This window comes from Clostridium polynesiense, assembly GCF_000820705.1.
GTDB lineage: Bacteria > Bacillota > Clostridia > Clostridiales > Clostridiaceae > Clostridium_AA > Clostridium_AA polynesiense.
Map to the genome: position 1 here is coordinate 1 of NZ_CCXI01000049.1, position 21640 is coordinate 21640.

Consider the following 21640-nt stretch of genomic DNA (forward strand, 5'->3'; position numbering starts at 1 on the left):
GAAATAAACTATTCTTATGCAGGATACTGGAAGCCGGAATCCTGGCTGGTGCTTTTTGTTATCTTACTAGTTTCTTTTCTATTTATAGTTTCATTAAATCTATCCAATATTGGAAAAGATGTAAAGGGAAATTTATTAAATACAAAGTATGACAGCTTTACCGGAGGAGAAGAAGAAGAGTATTCTCAAATTGGCGGCCACGATTTGTTTTGGGGAATGAAATATCAGTTTAGAGTTTATTTTGATGTTTTTCAGAGAGCTCACAGCGGGGTTGTCAACGACTATGTACTATGGGTTATTGCATGCTTAACTGCGGTGATAGTGTACTGCTTCGTGTTTCTATAGGAGGGATTTAATTGAAAGATATTTTATTGAATTTATTTTATGTGCTTATATATCCTGGCTTTTTATTCACATTTTTTGCAGGGATTATATTAGCGGGTATAGATAGAAAAATCGTTGCTAGAATGCAGCGGAGAATAGGGCCTCCTTTGCTTCAACCCTTATATGACTTTTTCAAGCTTGCAGGAAAGGACAGTATAATCCCAAGAAGTGCTGCAAAGAGGGTATTTATTATAGCCCCAATTATAGGTTTAATAAGCGTAATCACTATCTCACTGTTCATCCCTCAATTTGGTTTTAGCTTTATGCCAGAAATTGCTGATATGATAGTTATTATATATTTATTAACTATTCCTGCAGTAGCACTGATTATAGGGGGTTCTTCTTCAGGATCTCCCTTTGCTGGAGTTGGGATATCAAGAGAAATGGTAACAATGCTGGCTTATGAGCTTCCTTTGGTGATAATACTTCTAGCTATAGGAGCTAAGGCTGGATTAGCCTTAGAAGGAAAGGTGACTTTTTCATTAACCACTATACAGCAATACCAGGCAACCAGTGGATTAATGATTTCAAAGTTTTCCCTAATTCCTGCAGCACTAGCCTTCCTCCTTATTATTCCTGCTGAAGTAGGCAGCGTTCCCTTTGATGTAGCTGAAGCAGAGACTGAAATTTGTGAAGGCCCTTTAGTTGAGTACAGCGGTTTTTATCTTGGAATTTTTAAGCTCACCCAAAATATTAAGATGTTTATAATGACGAGCTTGTTTATAGCTTTATTCCTTGGAGGTAAAGGTTTTACTCACATGACCTCTGTTCCTGCTTTGAATTTGTTGCTTAATGCTCTGCTTTTAATGTTTTTAAGCATTATAATAGTATTTTTATCTATATCCTTGATAAAAGGAGTAATAGCCAGAGTAAAGGTTGAACAGGCATTAAAGTTTTACTGGACAGTGCCTACTGGTCTTGCATTACTCAGCTTAATAATGGTTTACTTCAAGCTTTAAAGAAAGAAGGGATTGTATGTTAGATGTGATTAAAAAAAGCAGGGCAAAATCTCCATGGATATACCATTTAAACACCGGTTCATGCAATGGCTGCGATATAGAGCTTATAGCACTGCTGGGGCCAAAATACGATGTAGAAAGATTTGGAATAAAGCTTACCGGCACACCCAGACATGCAGATATAATTATAGTAACAGGGCCTGTTACAGCACAGTCAAAAGATAGAATGCTAAGAGTAATTTCTCAGGTACCTGATCCTAAGGTAATAGTATCATTAGGATCTTGTCCGCTATCCTGTAATGTGTTTAAAGGAAGCTATTCTATAGTAGGACCTTTAGATAGGTGGGTTCCGGTAGATGTATCAGTAGGAGGATGTGCACCAAAGCCTGAGGCAATCATTTCAGGTATTTTAAAAGCCGTGGAAATACTTAAAAGAAAGAGAGGGGTGGAATAAATGGGTGGAATACCTTATTTAAAGGATGGACTTTTAAATTTATTTAAGAAGCCTGTTACTAAAGCTTATCCGGAAGAACCGGTAGAAGCTCCGGAAGGATACAGAGGTAAAATAGTATTTCATCCTGAGCTCTGCATTGGCTGTGGTTTATGTATGAGAATCTGCTCTCCTGCTTCGATTACAAAAAGTATGGTAAATGTGGAAGGCGGACAGGAAATTACCATGTCCTTTAATATGGCCTCCTGTACCTTTTGTTCAATGTGCAGAGATTTTTGCCCTAAAAAAGCCATAGAATTTACAAGGGAATATAATTTGGTGGTTGAGGATAAAAATGAGTTGATGATAAGCGGTACATTTATTAAAAAGCTTCCTCCAAAGCCGCCAGCTCCTCAAAAAAAGAATGAAGAGAAAAAGCAGAACTGAAAGCCGCTTTAAGTGTATATAATCTCCTTGATAAAAACAAAATATAATAGACTTATATATAGGATTGAGTTAATATAAGAATAAGGTATATATAATCAGGAGGATGAAAATGGAAAAAAATCAATTAGCTAAAATGATAGACCATACTCTGCTTAAGCCTGAGGCTAATGAGTCGGGTATTAGAAAACTATGTAAAGAAGCCTTAGAATATAACTTTGCTTCAGTTTGCATTAATCCCTGTTATGTTAAATTATGTTCAGATGAACTTAAAGAAAGTGAAGTAAAGGTTTGTACTGTAATAGGATTTCCTTTAGGAGCTACTACTTCAGAAGTAAAAGCCTTTGAAACAAAAAATGCCATTGAAAATGGTGCTGAAGAAGTAGATATGGTTATAAATGTAGGGAAGCTTAAGGACAAAACTTCGAATATGTGAAGAAGGATATAGAAGCTGTGGTTAATGCGGCTAAAGGAAAGGCTCTTACAAAGGTTATACTTGAAACCTGCCTTTTAACCGATGAAGAAAAGGTGATTGCCTGCAAACTTTCAAAAGAAGCAGGAGCTGATTACGTGAAGACCTCTACAGGCTTCTCAACAGGAGGAGCCACTTATGAGGATATAAAGCTCATGAGAGAAACTGTTGGACCTGATATGGGGGTTAAAGCTTCAGGAGGGGTTAGAACCTATGAGGATACAGTAAAATTAATCGAAGCAGGTGCTTCAAGAATAGGTGCTTCAGCTTCAGTTGCTATCTGCCAAGGATTAAAGAGCGATTCTGATTACTAAACAAACAGTAAAAGTGTAACATGTAGTTTTGCATGGTTTAAGAACTAAATAATTAAATGTATAAAAACCATTCCTATTTTTTGGTTTCTCGAATATTAATATAATAGACAACTATTATAAAAGGGGGAACTGATTATAAATAATAGGAATGGTTTCTATTATTTATAAAACAGGAATGCGATGAAAAGGGAATTAACTCCTAAGGAGATTATTTATAATTTAAACTCAGAGAGAAAATGGGAGGGAGAAGAATATTCTCAGGATATAGAATATTTCGAAATACTAAAAAAGATTGAAATGTCATTAAGCATTAAAAATGACGGATTTAATTTATATATAATTGATAACTATTCTAAAGATAAAATGGAAAAGATAATAAACTATGTAAAGTTTATATATGAAAAGTATGAAAGACCAAAAGATATCTGCTATGTGACTTTAGAAGATGTGAAAGCCCCCCAAGTGCTATATCTCAATAACTGTGGAGGAATTAAACTAAAGGAAAAACTTGAAATAATTCAGGAAATATATTCTGAAAAGATTTTTTCTTTTTACAATAGCTCCATCAATAAAGAAAAAGAATCAGTGATGGAATATGTTCAGAAGCAGAGAAATATATATATTGGCAGTCTTATGGATATGGCTAAAACTGAGGGCTTTGATGTAAAACAGACCAAGATAGGCTTTGTTTTTATACCTCTAAAAGAAGGTATGACCATGACGGAAAGGGAATATGATGATTTAGAGCTTCTAAGTAAGGATGAAATAATTAATAGGGCTTTAAAGTTAAAAGAGGATGCAGAGGATGTAATTAACAAGCTGAAGGATGTAGAAAATGAATCTATACAAAGAGTAAAAAATATTTTCAGTGATTATCTGGAAAAAGAAATGCAGGAATTAAAAAAGGATATAGAAAAGGAATTTGAAAATGACCTGCAGGCATTGGATTATTTGAGTTATGTATGCAGTTATATTGAAGAAAAGGTTGTTGAAAAATATTCTTTCAGTTATGAAGATGATGAAGAAAGCATAACTGAAATCATTTATCGATTTATGGTTAATGTATTAGTTGATAATTCTATGAACCGCTGCCCGCCGGTAATATTTGAACAGGATCCTAATATAAACAATTTAATCGGTAATATTGAATATGAAAATCGAAATGGAGTTTACTCCACAGACATTTCACTGATAAAAGCAGGAAGCATATTAAAAGCCAATGAAGGATGTATAATACTGAGATTGAATGATCTGCTCACAAATCCAGGAGGATATTATTATTTAAAAAAAGTTCTTTTAACCGGTAAGATAAACCTTGACTATAATAAAGGGTATCTTGAGTTTATTTCTCTTTCCGGTTTAAAGCCAATGGAAATAGAGGTTAAGGTGAAGGTTCTCCTCCTTGGGGATTATGAAAGCTATGATATACTATATCATCATGATGAAGACTTTAAAAATATATTTAAAATAAGAGTTCAATATATGGAAGAAAAAGGATTAAGTTCAGAATTATTAGAAGCTGTAAATAAAAGTATAAAAAAGATAATTGAGGGAAATAAGCTTTTACCCATTAAGCAGGATGGAATTAAAGAAATTGTGAAGAGATTATCCAGAAAAGCAGGAAGCAGAAAAAAGATTTCTTTTGATATAAATGAAGTTGAAAGGCTGCTTATACTTTCAAATAATATGGCAGAAGCAAAGGGGAAAAATCATATAGAGGCAGAAGATATAATAAATTTAGCTTATGAGAAAGATATATATGAAGAAGAAACTTTAGATTTATATAAAATAAAAAATATTATTTACTGCAAGGGGAAAAAAGATTGGAAATATAAATGGGTTGTCGGTGGTTGACAGTGGATATTTTAGTTTTGGCAAACCTGTTAAAATCACCTGCATATGCTGCAAAGGTGAAGGGGCTATATTAGACTCACAAAAAGAAAGCAATTTAAGCGGAAGCATCCACGAAAAATCTATAAGCATTTTAAAGGGATATATAAATAAATTCATTTTTTCCTATGAAAAAATTCCTGTAGATTTTCATATGAGCTTTGAACAGATTTATGGAAAGATAGATGGAGATTCTGCTTCTGTTGCTGAAGCTGTATGTATGCTTTCTTCTCTATGCAAAATACCAATAAGACAGAATATAGCAGTTACCGGATCTATGGATCAGTTCGGAGAGGTTCAGGCAGTTGGAGGAATAAATGAAAAAATAGAAGGCTTTTTTAATGTTTGTAAGGCAGTGGACAGCGTTAAAGATAAAGCTGTTTTGATTCCTAAAGCAAACATAGATGATATAGTCCTAAATCCTGAGGTGGAAGAGGCTGTTAGATTAGGGTACTTTAAAATATTTACTATGGAAAACATTGAAGATGCAGTGGAAGTGTTAATGAGCTTCGAAAGCTATTCTGTTGAAAATATTTATAATACAGCAAGTGAGGAATTGAAAAAATATACTAAGTATAAGGATAAGTTATAATATTAATTTGAATAGATTTTCGGGATTCTATATAATTATCATATAATAACTAATAATGTATTTGTATTAACCACAGGAGGTTTATTAATATGATTTATCTAGATTATAACGCAACCACCCCTATAGATCCCAAAGTAAAAGCTGCAATGGAGCCATATATAAATGAAATTTTCGGAAATCCATCCAGCAATCATTACTATGGATTTAAAAGTATGCTTGCAGTAAAAAAAGCAAGAAATCAAGTGGCAAGCCTTATAAATTCAGAGTCTGAAGAAATAATTTTTACAAGCGGAGGAAGCGAAGCTGATAATATGGTTTTAAAAGGGGTAGCATTTACTTACGGAAATAAAGGAAGGCATATTATAACCTCTGCTATTGAACATCCTGCAATTATAAGCCCTTGCAGATATTTAGAAAAGCTTGGTTATGAAGTAACTTATCTGCCTGCAGATTCTGAGGGACGAATTACTCCTCATAGTGTTGAAAAAGCAATAAGAAAAGATACCATATTAATAAGTATCATGCATTCAAATAATGAAACAGGAACACTTCAACCCATAAAGGAAATTGGCGAAATAGCTAAAAAAAATAATGTGCTTTTTCATTCGGATGCCTCTCAGTCCTTAGGAAAAGTTCCTGTGGATGTTAAGGAATTGCAGGTTGATTTCCTAACCATTGCAGGGCATAAAATGTATGCTCCAAAAGGCATAGGTGCACTTTTTATAAGAAAAGGATTGGAAATAGAGCCTTTAATTCATGGAGCTTCCCATGAAAGCGGAAGACGTGCCGGAACGGAAAATGTAATTTTTGATGTGGCGTTAGGAGAAGCCTGTTCCCTAGCTGAAGAAAGCCTGAAATGTCCACATATTAAAGAACTTACAGACTATTTTTATGATGGGATAAGGGATATTTTTAAGGATAAAATAAAGCTCAATGGTCACAGCATTTATAAGCTTCCCAATACTTTGAATATAAGTTTTATAGGAAGAGATGGAAATGAAGTTTTAAATCAATTGGAAGATGTTGCTGCTTCAACAGGATCTGCCTGTCATTCAGGGATGACAGAGATATCACCGGTACTAAAAGCAATGAATATACCGCAGGACATAGCTAGAGGAGCAGTAAGGTTCAGCTTGGGAAGATTTACTACAAAGACAGAAATACAGATGGTTTTAGATAAATTAAGGCTTATTGATTAAAGAATTAATTTTTTAGCAGGGACATAAGTTCCTGCTGTTTTTTTATAAATAATGAAGATAATAATGGAATGGCAGGCGCTATTGAAGAATATTAAGGAATAACCATTGACAACGGATGAAAAATAAAATAGTATATATGGTAAAAGAAGTAAAAAAATATATAACTTGGAAGTAAAAAGAACAGCGAGGGAGGTGAAGGCTCTTTAATTAGAGTTTGATTATGTATTTAAAAATAAATAAAGAGCAAAACATTTTAATTGTAGGGTTAAATGGCGAGTTAGATCACCATAGTGCTGAAGAGGTAAGAAATAAAATCGATGATAGATTAGATAGGGATAAAATTAAAACTTTAATTCTCGATTTTTCAGGTGTAACCTTTATGGACTCTTCAGGTATAGGGGTTGTTATAGGCAGATATAAGAAGATGAGCATGAGGGACGGCTCATTGCTTATTGCTTCAATAAACAATAATGTAAAGAAGGTCTTTGAATTGTCTGGTTTATTTAAAATAATTACAGCATTTGATACTGTGGAAGAAGCATTTAATAACATTTAGTGGGGGAATAGAAATGAATGATAATATTATGAAAATAGAATTTTTGAGTAAATCGCAAAATGAAAGTTTTGCCAGAGTTGCTGTGGCTGCTTTTGTTTCCCAGCTTGATCCTACCATTGAAGAGTTAACTGATGTAAAAACGGCTGTATCCGAAGCGGTAACAAATGCTATCATACACGGATATAACAGTAGGGATGATGAAATGGTTTATATAGAAGCTTCTATCAAAGAAACCGTAGTTACAATAATGATACAGGACAATGGAACGGGTATAGAGGATATAAACCTTGCAAGACAGCCTCTTTATACGTCACGACCTGATTTGGAGAGGTCAGGCATGGGATTTACTGTGATGGAAACCTTTATGGATAGCCTTGAGGTTTTTAGTGAAAAAAATAAAGGGACAAAAGTTATAATGAAGAAAAAATTCCTTTCTTTGAATTAGGTGGCTCATATGGATGAAGGAATCTTAAAAAAAGATGATTTGAATTATGATGATAATACAAAGCTTATTATCTTAGCTAAAAATGGCAGTAAACAAGCTATGGAAAAGCTTATAGAAATAAATTTTCCTCTGGTTGCTTCTATAAGTAAGAAGTTTCTTAACAGAGGCTATGACTACGAAGACATTTTTCAGATAGGATCTATGGGACTTGTAAAAGCTATAAACAACTTTGATACTCAATATAATGTAAAATTTTCCACCTATGCTGTACCTATGATAATTGGAGAAATAAAGAGATTTTTAAGAGATGACGGAATAATTAAGGTGAGCAGAAATACAAAAAATCTTGCAAGAAAGCTTCATTATGATAAAGAAGAATTAACAAAAAAATTAGATAGAGAACCTACAGTAGAGGAACTGGCTAATTTTACAGGGATAGAAAAGGAAGAAATTATCTTTGCCATTGAATCTTCAAACAGTATGCAGTATCTCTATGATACCATACATCAGGATGACGGTTCTCCAGTGCTTTTAATCGATAAGCTCAGCGAAAGTGCAGAAGATGATAAGAATATGATAGATAAGTTAGCCCTTAAAGAAGCTTTAAGTAATTTAGACGGAAAAGCCAGACAAATCATAATGCTCAGATACTTTAAAGATAAGACTCAAACCCAGGTTGCTAATCTTTTGGGAATCAGTCAGGTACAGGTTTCAAGGATAGAAAAAAAGGTTTTAAAGCAGATGAGAGATAGATTAGGAGAATAAACACTTCTTTTGGAAGTGTTTTTATTTTGTTCGATATACAGAAGGAGAGTAAAGAATTATAATGAATATATAGATACATATAATGGATTTTTAAGTAATACTAAAAATTTACGATAAATAATTAAAAGATATTTAAAAGGTGAGTGAAAATATTGCAGTGGTATAAAGAATCATGGACTCAGGTTGAGAGGTATTTAAATACTGATATATATTCAGGCTTATCCCATGAAGAGGCACATTCAAGATTGAGATTAACCATGGGAGAAAATAGTTATAGACTCAAGATTTCCAATTTTAAAAATACATTTTTGAAGGAAATAAGTATTCTTTGGATTCTAAATAATATTATTATAATTTCACTGCTTTTCTATTTTGATCTTATTTTGCCGGCAATATACATATGTATTTCGGCTTTTATATCTTTAATTATTAAGCTGCATCGCATATACCTGTCTCAAAGGGACTTTATAAGCATTTACAAGCTTGATAACTCTATAACTACAGTTATTCGGCAAGGCGTTAATAAAAATATAAAAATAAAAGAATTAGTAGTGGGAGATATAGTTCCCATAAAAAAGAATTGTGTTATACCTGCAGATTTAAGAATTTGTGAAGCAAATGGTTTAAAATTAAACGAAAAGCAGATAACAGGTCAGGAAGCTTCTGCAGAAAAGTACGAAACTAAAATTATGGAAGAAGTTAGTAGCTTAAAAGAAATAATCAACATTGCTTTTAAAGGTACCATGGTATTAGAAGGGGAAGGTTTAGGTATAGTAGTAGAAAAAGGTTCTGATACTGAACTGGGGAAAATAATAGAAGCATTTAATAAATCCACTTATAAATCCCGTTCTCTAGAAAGTTCAATAGAATCAATATTTAATTACATAGAAACTTTTATAATATTAGTCTCTATATCGGTGTTTTTGTGGCTTTTTAGAAAAGGCATACTTTATGAGAATATACAAATAGCAGCAATACCATTAATATGTATAGCATCTATACCTACTGCCATAAGTATATTTTTCTTCGCATTTTTTATGAAAAAGTCATATAAAGAAAGAGAGATTGAAATTAAAGACTTTTCCGTAATAAATAAAATAAAGGATATAGATGCACTTTTAATAGATAAAGTAGGATCTTTATCACGTGATGAAATGTTTGCTAAAGAAATATTCATAGATGAAAATTTGTCAGGGGTTTATGACTTTAATTCAGATAATTATACTTTTATGAGATTGATGGAAATTGCTGTTTTATGCAACGATGCTTTTTATGATGTACACAATAATTCAGGAAAGGGCAGTATACAGGAAAGGGCTTTATTAAGGCTGGCTGCAGGGAAATTTATATATAAAGGAGCAATGCAGGGGAAATACAAGAGAATAGTAGAACTTCCTTATGATCCGGACAAAAGAATCAAAACCACTGTGAATAAAGTAGAGGAGAATTATAGAATCAATATAAAAGGGGCTGTAGATTATATAATTGAAAACTGTAATTATTTTATGAAAGATGGAATAGAGAAGGAGCTGACATCAAAGGAAATTGAGGAAATAAAGGCTGCAGATTATAGTATGTCCTCTAGAGGTCTGTTTACTATAGCTTTTGCATATAGAAATTTTAATTATGAACCGAGAATTACTGAAAATCTGGAAAGCAATCTGGTTTTTGTAGGAATTATAGGGATGGAAAATCCAATAAAGTCTGAAGCTTTAAAAAACATAAGTGTTTTAAAGGGGTATAATATTGAAACTGAATTTATAACGGAAGATAATAAGATTACAGCTGGTGCCGTTGGTTTAAAACTTGGCATCATCAATAAGCCTTCCCAAGTAATATCAGGAGTGGAGATGAACCATTTAAGCAAAGATGAATTTAAAAAACTGGTAGAAGAAGCTAAAGTTTATGCTCGCATTAATTCTGAGCATAGAGTAAAAGTGGTTAAAGCCTTGAAGGATAATGGAATAAATATAGCGGTTACTGGAGAAAAAGTCAGCGATCTGCCTGCATTAGGAAGTTCACATATAGGTATTTCAATTGGAGATAGCTGTTCGATAAATTTAAGAAAACAAAGCGATGTATATATAAAGAAAAATTATCTGGAGAGTTTTATTTATTTTGTACATAAAGGCAGACAGGATTATACAGCCTTAAGAAGAATGGTTGAACTTTCTTTCTTTGCATTTATAATGGAAGTTCTTTTGATGTATTTATATAGTTTATATGATATTTATATTATGAATATAATAATTATTCCCTTAGCTGCGGTAAACTGTGTTATAAACAATAAAAGAATCCATAGTAAATATGAAAAAATGGGTATTTCAGATTTTTTAAGCAGAGGGTTTATTATAAATACAGTATCTTATTTTTTATTTTACACTTTGAGCTATTATTATACAAAAGAAGTATTAGGGTTCTTATATCTGGAGACCACTGCGTTTCTATTTTCAACTTCGGTGTTATTAAAATCCTTTGATTTTAGTATTCTGTATAATAAACTATGGGTTAAAAGAATACTGTATATTTCTGCTGCGGTACTATGACATTAATATTTGTATGTTATTATTATGGATTAACAGGTATAAGCACCATATTCTTAATTATATTAATTGTGATATTTATGGTATTTTTTGAATTATTTAATTTAAAACGGACAGAATAACACATGGAGGTGTTATTATGTTCAATAATGTATATGAAGCTATATTAAAAGGCAGTGATACTATTTTTTTACAGGTCCCGGAAGCAGACTTTAATTTTAATTATGATCATATCAGTATTAGAAATTCTCAAGATTTTGCTGATAATTATTTTGCGGTTAAGTCTAAAGATGGAATACCTCATGTAAAAAATGCATATTTAAATGAATCTACTCACATGGTTGTTATAGCTGTTCAAGTAGATTATAACGTCCAATTATACAGAAATAACTATACGGTTCCTGACACCATACCCAATAACAATATATCCTGTCAGGCAGAAAACTTTGAGTAGGCCATTAGTCTATTATGCAATATCACTGATAATTGGCTTAATATCCTCCGTATTATTTTTAACTGATTACTTTTTATTAGGTGCAGTATTTACTGCATCTTTTTTAAGTATTTTCTTTTTTACTGTAAGCAGAAAATACTTTATAGTTATTCTTACAATATATATTTTAGGATTAATAAACAGCTTTTTGTATTATAAGCTTCCTGAAGGTAATATAGGAAATGTCAGGATTATAGAAAAGAAAAATTATTATTCATTGGGTGAATATAAAAATAAAAAGTTTATTATAGATGAAGACATAAAGGATATAAAAGAAGGAGAAGTTATATACTGCAGCTTTACGCTGAATAAAAGGCTGATGTTTTCAAAAGCTGTATTAGGTGAAATGAAAAATGTGAAGGTTATAAATAGAAAGGAAGATTTAATTACAAAGATTCATGAATATAGAGAATATATTTTTAAAAGGTTTGAAAAATCTTTGGGAAAAAGATACAGTGCAGTGCTCTCAGGAATATGTTTTGGATATGACAAACACATCTATGAAGAGGATTTAGAGGATTTTAACACCTTAGGCATAATCCACGTTATATCTGTTTCTGGTTTTCACATTATTCTTATATATAAATTATTTGAGGTTTTATTAACAGGAAATATTTCGCTGATAATAACACTATTCTTCGTATGTTTTACAGGAGGAAAAGCCCCGACCCTCAGAGCTTATATAATGATTATACTTATGAGCCTTTCCAAAAAGTTCTATAAATCTTATGATGTACTTTCTTCGTTAAGTTTTACCGTTATGCTTTTGTTGTTTATAAAGCCTTATTATATAACTGATATAGGCTTTAATTTATCATGGCTTTCTACATTGGGGATAATACTTTTCAACAAAAAATTTAGCAGATACTTGTATAAGCTTCCTTCTTACATAAATAAGTCTATAAGCATAACTTTAAGTGCTCAAACCCTATCCTTTCCCTATGCTTCTGTTACCTTAAAGACTTTTAGTCCAGGTTTTTTATTTGGAAATCTATTTATAATTCCCATTTATTCTCTAATAATTTATATTTCTTTTTTATCAATTATACTAATGCCTTTTCCTGAACTGTTCCATTTAGTGAATAAGCTTATTTTCATTTTGTTTAAAGCAGTAGATATATGGATATATATGCTTATTTACTTTTCACCAGATAAATATCACGTTAATTCAGCAATAATAATTTTGTATACTGCAATTTTTATAAGTATAATAATTACTAAAAGACATATTAAAAGTATCAGACTTTTACCGGTATTTTTATTTTTCCCTGCACTACTATGGGATTATTACTTTATTCCTTATATATCCATATCAGAAATAGGAAGCAGCAGATTCATACGGTTAAGTTATAAAAACCAAAATTATATTTTTACAACATCAAATACAGATAAATTAAGAGTTAAACTATCTAAGCACATAGAGGATCCTGCAGTAATAAATATTAAAAATCAAAGATATATAATAAAGCTGTCAAATAGTGAAACTGTTACATTGGAAAGAGAAATAAATGCAAGGGAAAGGGGTGTTTCTTTAATTATAAAATCAAGTTCCTTTGGCAGAGAAACACAGGTTTATGATATAATCAATATGCATAAAGAGTATATTGATTTAGATTATAGTATCAAAAACATTGAAATTTACAGACCTTTAGCAGGTCATATTTTTATATCAGGTATGGAAAGGCGGAAATATAGTGATAGACATTGACCAACTTGAAAATAAAATTAATAAAAAAGATATAAGAAATTGTTACATCCTCACAGGAATAGATGAACATATTATCAAAGAACAGGTAGATAATATTATCAGTGCTTGTATACATGAAGATTTCAGGGAGCTTAATGTCATAAAAATGGATGGAATGAAGTTAAATGAGGACAGCTTCATAGATGCCTGTGAAACACTGCCATTTATGAGTGAAAAAAAGGTGGTTGTAGTTTATAGGGCTGCATTTTTAAAAGAATCTCAGGATTCTGAAAATAAAAAAAGATTTCAAGTTTGTCAGGAATACATTAAAGAATCCCCCAGCCACTGTGTACTGATTTTTTATTATATTTTCGAGGATAAGCGGGAAAAGGTCAGTGACAAGGTTAAAAGGCTTGAAAAGTATTGTACTGTGGTTAAGGCTGATAAGCTAAAGGGTGAAAAGCTTTATAAAAAAGTGGGGACCCTTTTTCAGCATAAAGGTAAAGAAATTGGCAAGGTAGAATTAAAATATTTTTGTGATAATGTGGAAAATAACATGGATATAATCGCAAACGAAGCTGACAAGCTAATTAATTTTACAGAGGGAAGGAATATAACGAGAAATGATATAGATAAAATGCTTCCATATAAAAGTGAAAATGATGTCTTTGACCTAGTAGATTTTATATCTCAAAAAAACCTGAGAAAGCTATTGAGCTTATGAATGAATTGCTTTTTAAGGGAGAAAATATAATTCTTCTTTTGTCAATGATAGAAAGGCAGTTTAAGCTTTTATTCAGAGCAAAACTTGGAATTTCTCAAAACAAAAGCAAAGATATATTATCCAAAGAACTTCACCTGCCTCCCTTTATATGTGAAAGGCTCATGCAGCAAAGCAGAAGATTTGATTTGAAACAAATCAAGCACTGCATTGAATTGTGTTTGGAAACTGAAGGAGTTCTGAAAAGCTCAGCAGTGGACAAGAAGACTGAAATGGAGTTAATGATAATTAATGCTATGAGAAAATAATAAAAAAACCGGTGAAAGACCGGTTTATTTATTATGCCATAGCATTTAATTTTGCAGATAATCTTGATTTTTTTCTAGCAGCCATATTCTTATGAATTACTCCTTTAGAAACAGCCATATCTAAAGCTTTAACTGCACCATTAAATGTAACTTTTGCATCTTCTGCACTGTTAGCGCTAACGGCAGCTTCGAATTTCTTTATAGCAGTTTTAAGAGCGGATTTAACCATTCTATTTTTAAGAGTTTTAGCTTCAGTTACTTTTATTCTTTTTTGTGCGGATTTAATATTTGCCATTTTTATTTCACCCCCTTCAATTTAATAGGGTCTCAGCAGCTTTTGGGGAAAATCTGCGTACGAGTCAAATTTCAACAAGTGATATTATAGCATTAATACATGGATTCTTCAAGTATATTTTAACAGTTCCTCAACATAGAAGATAGAGAAATTAAGATGATTATTAAAAAATAAATAATATTTAATAATTCAATACACAATATATATTGTATGCTTTATGAATTAATTTATCAAACTTTAATTATTATCTACTTCTTACTAAAGAAAGGATTGATTGTAATGTTTGATGTGCGAACGGACTTAGCGGTGGAAGCTAGAGAGTTATATAGCCAGCGTTATAAAAAGGAGATAGATGGAGTGGTTGCTGAAGAAACCACTCAGGAGGATGTGAAAATTACCAAAGTAACAGTGCTTAATGAAAATGGAGCTGAAGCAATGGGAAAACCTGTGGGCACTTATATAACCATAGATATGCCTGAATATACTCATTATGATGGGGAACTTATGGATAAAGTGGCTCACATACTGTCAGAAAGTATCAGTGAGGTTATGAAAGTAGAAAAAGACGGCACTGTACTTGTAGTGGGACTTGGAAATTCAGAGGTAACTCCGGATGCTTTAGGTCCAAAGGTGGTTTCAAAGCTAATGATAACAAGACATTTAAAAGCAATGATGCCCGATTCCATAGATGAGGATGTAAAACCTGTGTGTGCCATAGCTCCGGGGGTTTTAGGAACCACTGGAATAGAAACAGGAGAAATTGTAAGGGCTTTGGTGAGTAAGATTAAACCTGATGCGGTAATCTGCATTGATGCTTTAGCCTCCAGAAGGCTTGAAAGGGTAAATAGAACCATACAGTTGGGAAACACAGGCATTTCTCCAGGGGCAGGAGTTGGAAATAAACGAATGGAAATAAATGAGGGCAGTTTAGGAGTTCCTGTAATAGCTATAGGAGTTCCAACGGTGGTAGATGCTGCAACCATAGCAAACGACACCATTGATCTGGTTATTGATGAGATGATAAAACAATCTACACCGGACGGAGAGTTTTTTAATATGCTGAAATCCATGGACAGAAAAGAAAAACAGTATATGATAAGAGAAATTTTAACACCTTATGTGGGAGATTTAATGGTAACGCCTAAAGATGTAGATGCTATTATAGATGCGGTATCAAAGGTGATATCTACAGGAATAAATTTAGCTCTTCAGCCTGGCTTCGGAATTGAAGATATTAATAAATTTTTGAATTAATAATAATTTTCCTCCCTCTGTCATATAATTTTTTAATATGAGGGGGGATTTATTTATGCCTTATTCAACTAAAGTTAATAATGAGCTTCACCTAAAACCAATAGTTTATATAGCTGTTTCTGCTCTTATTGTAGTATTAATGGTAATGGGACTTTTAAACAGCGTAATGAAAAGCCAGGTAAAGAATAACATGTTTTATATACAGGTTTTAAATTATTCATTACCCATAGTTAAGGATGTTGCCTATGATGAATCGGATATGGCAGAAAGTCAGATGAATTTAAGAACAGCGCTTTTGGAATATATAGGAATTGATGCTTTTAATCCGCTTAATATTTTATCTAAAGAAAACTCTTATTTTTCCTTGGGGAGAAAATACCTTAAGCCTGATATGAAAAGTCATTTTGCATTGGATTCCTTCAAGTTGGATGATATATCAATTTTTAGAGAGGAAAAAAAAGAAGAATCTGACAGTGCTTCACAGGAAACTAAAGCGGATATATATAATCCTGCCATAAAGAAAAATCTTAATGAATCAAAACCGGAGGTGCTGATTTATCATACTCATACTACGGAATATTACTCTCCAGCCACTTTAGGAAGCCCCTTTGATGAAAACTTAAGCGTGGTAGCTGTAGGAAGAGAAATAGCAAAGGAGCTTCAGCAGAATTATGGGATTTCTGTTATTCATGACAGAACTATTCATAACACTCTATATCAAAACTCTTATACCAGATCCGGAGAAACGTTGGACAAGTATCTGAAAAAATATAATGACTTTAAAATAATTATAGACCTTCATAGGGATTCTGGACCTTCTAAAAAGGATATTACCTGCAAAATAAATGGACAGGATGCTGCAAAGCTTATGTTTGTTTTATCTAGAAGCAGTGGATACATTAAAAATAATGAGTCACTTGCCAACAGCTTAAAAGGGTTCCTAGATAAAAATTTCCCTGGGATAAGTAAGCCTACGAAAGAATATAACAGAGGAAAAGGAAATTTTAATCAAAGCAAAAATCCAAATGTAGTGCTCATAGAAGTGGGAGCAGACGTAAATAAAATAGAAGAAGCTTTATTTTCGGGAAAAATTATTGCAAGGGCTATTGCAGAGCATATTAATGGTAAAAAATGATGTATAAAAGCCTCCAATAAAGAGCATCCTTATAGATAGTATTTTTAGGGGGTGCTTTTTTTGAAACCATACAAGCTTTTTACTTCACTGATATTATTTTTTTTATTGTATTTTACGGGATAGTTAAAATAAATATTCAGTGGACTGCGGATATGATAAACAGCGAAACTCCATATAAGTCAGAGGCTATAGAAGTGCTTAAAAAAGATAATATAAATGCAAATAAATACGCTATTGACAGGACTGCTTTAAAGATCTATTATTCCAAGTATTCAGGCAATAACATACGGATTGATTTTTGGGACTATGTATTTTTATGGAGCGAGGAAGCCATTGAAGATTTGAAAAATAATATAAAAAATGGATATAAAGAAGCTAATGATAATGCAGGACTTCTTATAAAAAGTTCTATGAATAGGCTGAAAGGTATCCTCCCTTAATAATTGTCAAATTTTCATTTTTATTGACAATTCCTCGCTCTTATATGTTATAATTTATCATGATTTATTTAAAATGGGGGTGAATTCTATTCTAGGAATCTATTTCTGAAGAATGGGAAAATAATATGCAAAGCGATAGACAAAAACACATAAGAAACTTTTCCATAGTAGCACATATAGATCATGGTAAGTCTACACTTGCAGATAGACTCCTTGAGACCACAGGAACTCTCACCCAAAGAGAAATGGAAGCACAAGTGCTTGATAACATGGACTTGGAGAGAGAAAGAGGAATTACCATAAAGTCTCAAGCGGCAAGGCTTGTTTATAGAAGAAAAAATGGCGAAGAATATATGTTGAATCTTATAGATACTCCTGGACATGTAGATTTTAACTATGAAGTTTCAAGAAGTTTAGCTGCTTGTGAAGGAGCTATATTAGTAGTGGATGCTACACAGGGAATACAGGCACAAACCCTGGCAAACTGTTATCTTGCTTTAGATAATGACTTGGAAATAGTGCCGGTTATAAATAAAATAGATCTTCCCAGTGCCAGACCTGAAGAAATTAAGCAGGAAATTGAAGATGTTATAGGAATAGAGGCGTCTGATGCTCCTCTAATATCCGCTAAGGCTGGATTAAATATAGTGGATGTATTAGAGGCTGTTATAGAGAAAATTCCTGCTCCTACCGGTGACGAGGAAGCTCCTTTAAGAGCGCTGATATTCGATTCTTATTACGATAGCTATAAAGGAGTAGTAAGCCACTTAAGGATTAAAGAAGGAAAGCTTAAGGTAGGTACAGAAATTAAGCTGATGGCCACAGGCAAGGTATATGAAGTTACCGAATGCGGTGTTTTTACACCAAGTATGATGCCTATCCAGGAGCTTAGAGCAGGTGATGTAGGCTATGTTACAGCATCTATTAAAAATGTCAGCGATGCAAGGGTAGGAGATACTATTACAGATGCAAAGAATCCTGCCTCTGAAGCGCTTCCTGGATATAAACCTGCAATCCCAATGGTGTTTTCAGGGATATATCCAGTAGATGGAGCAAAATATGAAGAATTAAAAGAAGCTATAGAAAAGCTCCAGATAAATGATGCTGCTCTTTCCTTTGAACCTGAAACCTCCATTGCACTAGGTTTTGGCTTTAGATGCGGATTTTTAGGGTTATTACATATGGAGATTATACAGGAGCGTATTGAAAGAGAATTTAACCTGGATATTATTACTACAGCACCTTCGGTTATTTATAAGATAATTAAAACCAGTGGAGAAGTAATAGAATTAACCAATCCTACTAATATGCCTCCTATGACAGAAGTTGATTACATGGAGGAACCGGTGGTTAAAGCATCAATTATTACTCCTACTGAATATGTAGGAGCGGTAATGGATTTGTGCCAGGGAAGAAGAGGAACTTTCAAGGATATGCAGTATATTGAGCAGACCAGAGCTGTATTAAATTATGATATTCCTCTCAATGAAATAATTTATGACTTTTTCGATGCCTTAAAATCCAGAACAAGAGGCTACGCTTCTCTGGATTACGAGCTTAAGGGCTATGTAACCAGCAAGCTTGTGAAGCTTGATATATTATTAAACGGAGAGGTTGTGGATGCTCTTTCCATGATAGTACCTGAAGAAAGAGCCTATAGCCGAGGAAGAGGAATAGCGGAAAAATTAAAAGAAATAATTCCCAGACAGCTTTTTGAAATACCGATACAGGCAGCTGTAGGTTCAAAAGTTATTGCAAGGGAAACTGTAAAAGCTCTTAGAAAAGATGTTCTTGCTAAATGCTACGGCGGTGATATATCTCGTAAGAGAAAGCTTTTAGAAAAACAGAAGGAAGGTAAGAAGAGAATGAGACAGATAGGCTCGGTGGAAATTCCTCAAGAGGCATTTATGTCTGTTCTTAAAGTAGATTAATAAATTAATTTAATTTCAGGAGGATTTGTTATGGAAACTAAAGCGCTTTATATCCATATACCTTTTTGCAGCAAAAAGTGCTATTATTGCGACTTCCCATCCTTCTGCGGTAAAGGTCATCTCACTAAAAATTATATAGATGCTTTAAATCAGGAGATAATTACTAAAGCCTCGGATTTTAAAATAGCAACAATATTTATAGGTGGGGGAACTCCCACCTTTTTAAGTTGTGAGGAAATAGCATCTCTTGGAAAAATAATAAATAAGTTAAATATAATAAAGGATTATGAATTTACCGTAGAATGCAATCCGGGAACTCTCAATAGAGAAAAGCTTCAGGCTTTAAAGGATATAGGGGTTAACAGATTAAGTATAGGACTCCAGTCTACCCATGATTATCACCTTAAATCCATAGGAAGGATACATAACTATGAGGAATTTAAGGACAACTATTATTTAGCAAGAGAAATGGGGTTTGATAATATTAATGTAGATTTGATTTTTGCCCTTCCAAATGAAACTTTAGAAGAATGGGAAAATGATCTTAAAGAAGTGGTGGATATTAATCCGGATCATGTTTCCTGCTATAGTCTGATTATAGAAGAAGGAACTCCCTTTTACACACTTTATCATGACGGGAAACTGACTCTTCCTGATGAAGATACGGAAAGAGAAATGTACAGGAGTACTAAGAAAATACTTACAAAAGCAGGATACCATCAATATGAAATATCTAATTTTTCAAAAGATCAGAAAGAATGCAGACATAATTTAGTTTACTGGGATTTAAAGGATTATATTGCTTGCGGTACAGGAGCTCATTCCTATGTTAATGGTGTAAGATATAAGAATGCCGGGACCATAGAAGAGTATATAAGACTGATAAAAGCAAAAGGTAATGCCTTCGTTGAAGAGCATAAAAACTCCAAAGAAGAAGATATTGAGGAGTTTATTTTCATGGGCATGAGAAAAACTCAGGGTATAAGCAAATTAGAATTTAAAAATAGATTTGGAATAAAAATAGAAGATTTATATGTAAGTGTATTATTAAAGTATGAAAAAGAAAAACTAATAAAGAACACTAAAGAGAGGGTGTATTTTACAGAAAGAGGAATAGAATTGTCTAATACAGTACTTACAGATTTTATTTTAGATAAGGAATAGAGAAAATAAAAGTTTTAAAGAGATTATCCAAGTATTTTAAAGACAAATTCAATTATAACTATTCCTTAGTATTATTTGGCTAATAATGTTTATATGTTTGAATTGACAAAGATTTTTATTCAAGTTATATTTAAATCGTAGTCGTTAGCACTCATTAAGAGTGAGTGCTAATAAATGAGGTGATGATATGGAAATTGATGATAGAAAAATTAAAATTCTTCATGCCATTATTAATGACTATATCTTTACCGGTGAACCGGTAGGCTCAAGAACCATTGCAAAAAAGTATGATTTAGGAGTCAGCTCTGCCACTATCAGAAATGAGATGGCAGATTTAGAAGATATGGGATATATAGAACAGCTTCACACCTCTTCAGGAAGAAAGCCATCAGATAAGGGCTATAGATTATATGTTGATAAACTTATGAAGATTAAGCAGCTGCCTAAAGAAGAGGAAATAATGATTAAGGAATACTTAATTAATGCGGCTTTATTTGAAGTGGATAAAATCGTTAAGCAGGCAAGTGCTTTATTATCAGAACTTACAAAGCTTACCTGCATTGTAAAATCTCCTTCAGTGAAAAAGAGCTGTGTGAAAGCATTGCAGCTTCTAGGTATTGATAAAAATTCAGTGCTTATGGTCTTGGTTACAGACTCAGGACTTATTAAAAATAATATTATTAAAGTAGAAAAAGTTCCTTCTGCTTCCCAGCTTTTAGTTTTAAGCAATGTGCTTAATGACAAACTTAAGGACTTATCAGTGGAAGAAATAAATCTAGCGGTAATAAGTAATCTGAAAAAATATGCCCAAGGTTATGATGAATTATTTAACTCTATACTTTCAGCCTTGTACGAAACATTGATTCATTCAGATATAGCCGATATCCACATGGAAGGAACTACTAATATATTTAATTATCCTGAATACAATGATATATCAAAAGCTAGAGAGTTTCTTTCCCTTATATATAATAAGGACACAATGACCTCTCTTCTTAATGTAAGAGATGACATTTCCATAAAGATTGGAGAGGAAAACTTCATTAAGGAAGCTAAAGACTGCAGCTTTATTTCTGCAGTATATAGACTTGGTGACAGACCTTTAGGTACTATTGGTCTCATAGGTCCAACTAGAATAGACTATTCTAGGGTAACCAGTATAATGCTTGAGGTAATAACTGAATTAAATATGCTGTTAAAAAACGGCCTTGAAGACTAG

The 21640-nt window shown here is 32.6% G+C and carries 20 protein-coding genes and 2 pseudogenes; 21 read left to right on the top strand and 1 reads right to left on the bottom strand.

Annotated features, from left to right (window positions below):
* The 15 genes and pseudogenes from TA89_RS18525 to holA form a co-directional block, all read left to right on the top strand.
* A partial coding sequence (locus TA89_RS18525; protein ID WP_040211309.1) for a hypothetical protein occupies positions 1-345 on the top strand: 345 nt, incomplete at its 5' end.
* Between the two features lie 11 nt (positions 346-356).
* Positions 357-1343: a respiratory chain complex I subunit 1 family protein gene (locus TA89_RS04740; protein WP_040211310.1), complete on the top strand. Its 987-nt coding sequence runs from the start codon at positions 357-359 to the stop codon at positions 1341-1343.
* 16 nt (positions 1344-1359) lie between these two features.
* Positions 1360-1797, top strand: a complete 438-nt coding sequence (locus tag TA89_RS04745; protein WP_040211312.1) for an NADH-quinone oxidoreductase subunit B family protein — start codon at positions 1360-1362, stop codon at positions 1795-1797.
* The gene (locus tag TA89_RS04750; protein ID WP_052447329.1) at positions 1798-2220 is read left to right on the top strand and encodes a 4Fe-4S binding protein; all 423 of its coding nucleotides are present in this window, start codon (positions 1798-1800) and stop codon (positions 2218-2220) included.
* A gap of 109 nt (positions 2221-2329) precedes the next feature.
* Positions 2330-3003 (top strand): annotated as a pseudogene (deoC, locus tag TA89_RS04755) (deoxyribose-phosphate aldolase).
* Between the two features lie 180 nt (positions 3004-3183).
* Positions 3184-4857, top strand: coding sequence for an AAA family ATPase (locus TA89_RS04760; protein WP_242850081.1), 1674 nt, complete (start codon positions 3184-3186; stop codon positions 4855-4857).
* Positions 4850-5485 carry a S16 family serine protease gene (locus TA89_RS18780; protein ID WP_242850084.1) on the top strand — a complete coding sequence of 212 codons (636 nt, stop codon included), beginning with the start codon at positions 4850-4852 and terminating at the stop codon, positions 5483-5485. The genes TA89_RS04760 and TA89_RS18780 overlap by 8 nt, the downstream gene beginning before the upstream one ends.
* An 89-nt stretch (positions 5486-5574) precedes the next feature.
* Positions 5575-6684, top strand: a complete 1110-nt coding sequence (locus tag TA89_RS04765) for a cysteine desulfurase family protein (protein WP_147590072.1) — start codon at positions 5575-5577, stop codon at positions 6682-6684.
* Positions 6685-6904: 220 nt separating this feature from the next.
* The gene (gene spoIIAA, locus TA89_RS04770) at positions 6905-7240 is read left to right on the top strand and encodes an anti-sigma F factor antagonist (protein ID WP_040211316.1); all 336 of its coding nucleotides are present in this window, start codon (positions 6905-6907) and stop codon (positions 7238-7240) included.
* Between the two features lie 13 nt (positions 7241-7253).
* Positions 7254-7685, top strand: a complete 432-nt coding sequence (spoIIAB, locus tag TA89_RS04775) for an anti-sigma F factor (protein WP_040211318.1) — start codon at positions 7254-7256, stop codon at positions 7683-7685.
* Positions 7686-7694: 9 nt separating this feature from the next.
* A complete protein-coding gene (gene sigF, locus TA89_RS04780) occupies positions 7695-8450 on the top strand; it encodes an RNA polymerase sporulation sigma factor SigF (protein WP_040211320.1) in 756 nt (251 codons plus the stop codon).
* A gap of 152 nt (positions 8451-8602) precedes the next feature.
* Positions 8603-10996: a P-type ATPase actuator domain-containing protein gene (locus TA89_RS04785; protein WP_040211322.1), complete on the top strand. Its 2394-nt coding sequence runs from the start codon at positions 8603-8605 to the stop codon at positions 10994-10996.
* A gap of 136 nt (positions 10997-11132) precedes the next feature.
* The gene (locus TA89_RS04790) at positions 11133-11447 is read left to right on the top strand and encodes a hypothetical protein (protein ID WP_040211323.1); all 315 of its coding nucleotides are present in this window, start codon (positions 11133-11135) and stop codon (positions 11445-11447) included.
* Positions 11440-13194, top strand: coding sequence for a ComEC/Rec2 family competence protein (locus TA89_RS04795; RefSeq protein ID WP_040211325.1), 1755 nt, complete (start codon positions 11440-11442; stop codon positions 13192-13194). The genes TA89_RS04790 and TA89_RS04795 overlap by 8 nt, the downstream gene beginning before the upstream one ends.
* Positions 13181-14202 (top strand): annotated as a pseudogene (gene holA / locus TA89_RS04800) (DNA polymerase III subunit delta). The gene TA89_RS04795 and the pseudogene holA overlap by 14 nt, the downstream one beginning before the upstream one ends.
* Before the next feature lie 31 nt (positions 14203-14233).
* Here the strand turns inward: holA and rpsT are convergent.
* A complete protein-coding gene (rpsT, locus tag TA89_RS04805) occupies positions 14234-14497 on the bottom strand; it encodes a 30S ribosomal protein S20 (RefSeq protein WP_040211327.1) in 264 nt (87 codons plus the stop codon).
* Between the two features lie 279 nt (positions 14498-14776).
* On the opposite strand from rpsT, the gene gpr reads away from it, so the two are divergent.
* The 6 genes from gpr to hrcA all read left to right on the top strand — a co-directional run bounded on the left by gpr (position 14777) and on the right by hrcA (position 21640).
* Positions 14777-15751 carry a GPR endopeptidase gene (gpr, locus tag TA89_RS04810; RefSeq protein ID WP_040211329.1) on the top strand — a complete coding sequence of 325 codons (975 nt, stop codon included), beginning with the start codon at positions 14777-14779 and terminating at the stop codon, positions 15749-15751.
* A gap of 55 nt (positions 15752-15806) precedes the next feature.
* Positions 15807-16886, top strand: a complete 1080-nt coding sequence (locus TA89_RS04815) for a stage II sporulation protein P (protein WP_040211331.1) — start codon at positions 15807-15809, stop codon at positions 16884-16886.
* Between the two features lie 152 nt (positions 16887-17038).
* Positions 17039-17326, top strand: a complete 288-nt coding sequence (locus tag TA89_RS04820) for a hypothetical protein (RefSeq protein WP_040211334.1) — start codon at positions 17039-17041, stop codon at positions 17324-17326.
* Between the two features lie 125 nt (positions 17327-17451).
* The gene (gene lepA / locus TA89_RS04825; protein WP_040211335.1) at positions 17452-19257 is read left to right on the top strand and encodes a translation elongation factor 4; all 1806 of its coding nucleotides are present in this window, start codon (positions 17452-17454) and stop codon (positions 19255-19257) included.
* A gap of 30 nt (positions 19258-19287) precedes the next feature.
* Positions 19288-20421: a radical SAM family heme chaperone HemW gene (gene hemW / locus TA89_RS04830; RefSeq protein ID WP_040211337.1), complete on the top strand. Its 1134-nt coding sequence runs from the start codon at positions 19288-19290 to the stop codon at positions 20419-20421.
* A 187-nt stretch (positions 20422-20608) separates the two neighbouring features.
* Positions 20609-21640: a heat-inducible transcriptional repressor HrcA gene (gene hrcA / locus TA89_RS04835; protein ID WP_040211339.1), complete on the top strand. Its 1032-nt coding sequence runs from the start codon at positions 20609-20611 to the stop codon at positions 21638-21640.

Bases quoted from the DNA above. Each gene is read 5' to 3' on its own strand.
- TA89_RS04745 (WP_040211312.1), top strand. From the start codon at position 1,360: ATGTTAGATGTGATTAAAAAAAGCAGGGCAAAATCTCCATGGATATAC.
- TA89_RS04750 (WP_052447329.1), top strand. From the start codon at position 1,798: ATGGGTGGAATACCTTATTTAAAGGATGGACTTTTAAATTTATTTAAG.
- TA89_RS04760 (WP_242850081.1), top strand. From the start codon at position 3,184: ATGAAAAGGGAATTAACTCCTAAGGAGATTATTTATAATTTAAACTCA.
- TA89_RS04765 (WP_147590072.1), top strand. From the start codon at position 5,575: ATGATTTATCTAGATTATAACGCAACCACCCCTATAGATCCCAAAGTA.
- spoIIAA (WP_040211316.1), top strand. From the start codon at position 6,905: ATGTATTTAAAAATAAATAAAGAGCAAAACATTTTAATTGTAGGGTTA.
- spoIIAB (WP_040211318.1), top strand. From the start codon at position 7,254: ATGAATGATAATATTATGAAAATAGAATTTTTGAGTAAATCGCAAAAT.
- sigF (WP_040211320.1), top strand. From the start codon at position 7,695: ATGGATGAAGGAATCTTAAAAAAAGATGATTTGAATTATGATGATAAT.
- TA89_RS04790 (WP_040211323.1), top strand. From the start codon at position 11,133: ATGTTCAATAATGTATATGAAGCTATATTAAAAGGCAGTGATACTATT.
- rpsT (WP_040211327.1), bottom strand. From the start codon at position 14,497: ATGGCAAATATTAAATCCGCACAAAAAAGAATAAAAGTAACTGAAGCT.
- gpr (WP_040211329.1), top strand. From the start codon at position 14,777: ATGTTTGATGTGCGAACGGACTTAGCGGTGGAAGCTAGAGAGTTATAT.
- TA89_RS04815 (WP_040211331.1), top strand. From the start codon at position 15,807: ATGCCTTATTCAACTAAAGTTAATAATGAGCTTCACCTAAAACCAATA.
- TA89_RS04820 (WP_040211334.1), top strand. From the start codon at position 17,039: ATGATAAACAGCGAAACTCCATATAAGTCAGAGGCTATAGAAGTGCTT.
- lepA (WP_040211335.1), top strand. From the start codon at position 17,452: ATGCAAAGCGATAGACAAAAACACATAAGAAACTTTTCCATAGTAGCA.
- hemW (WP_040211337.1), top strand. From the start codon at position 19,288: ATGGAAACTAAAGCGCTTTATATCCATATACCTTTTTGCAGCAAAAAG.
- hrcA (WP_040211339.1), top strand. From the start codon at position 20,609: ATGGAAATTGATGATAGAAAAATTAAAATTCTTCATGCCATTATTAAT.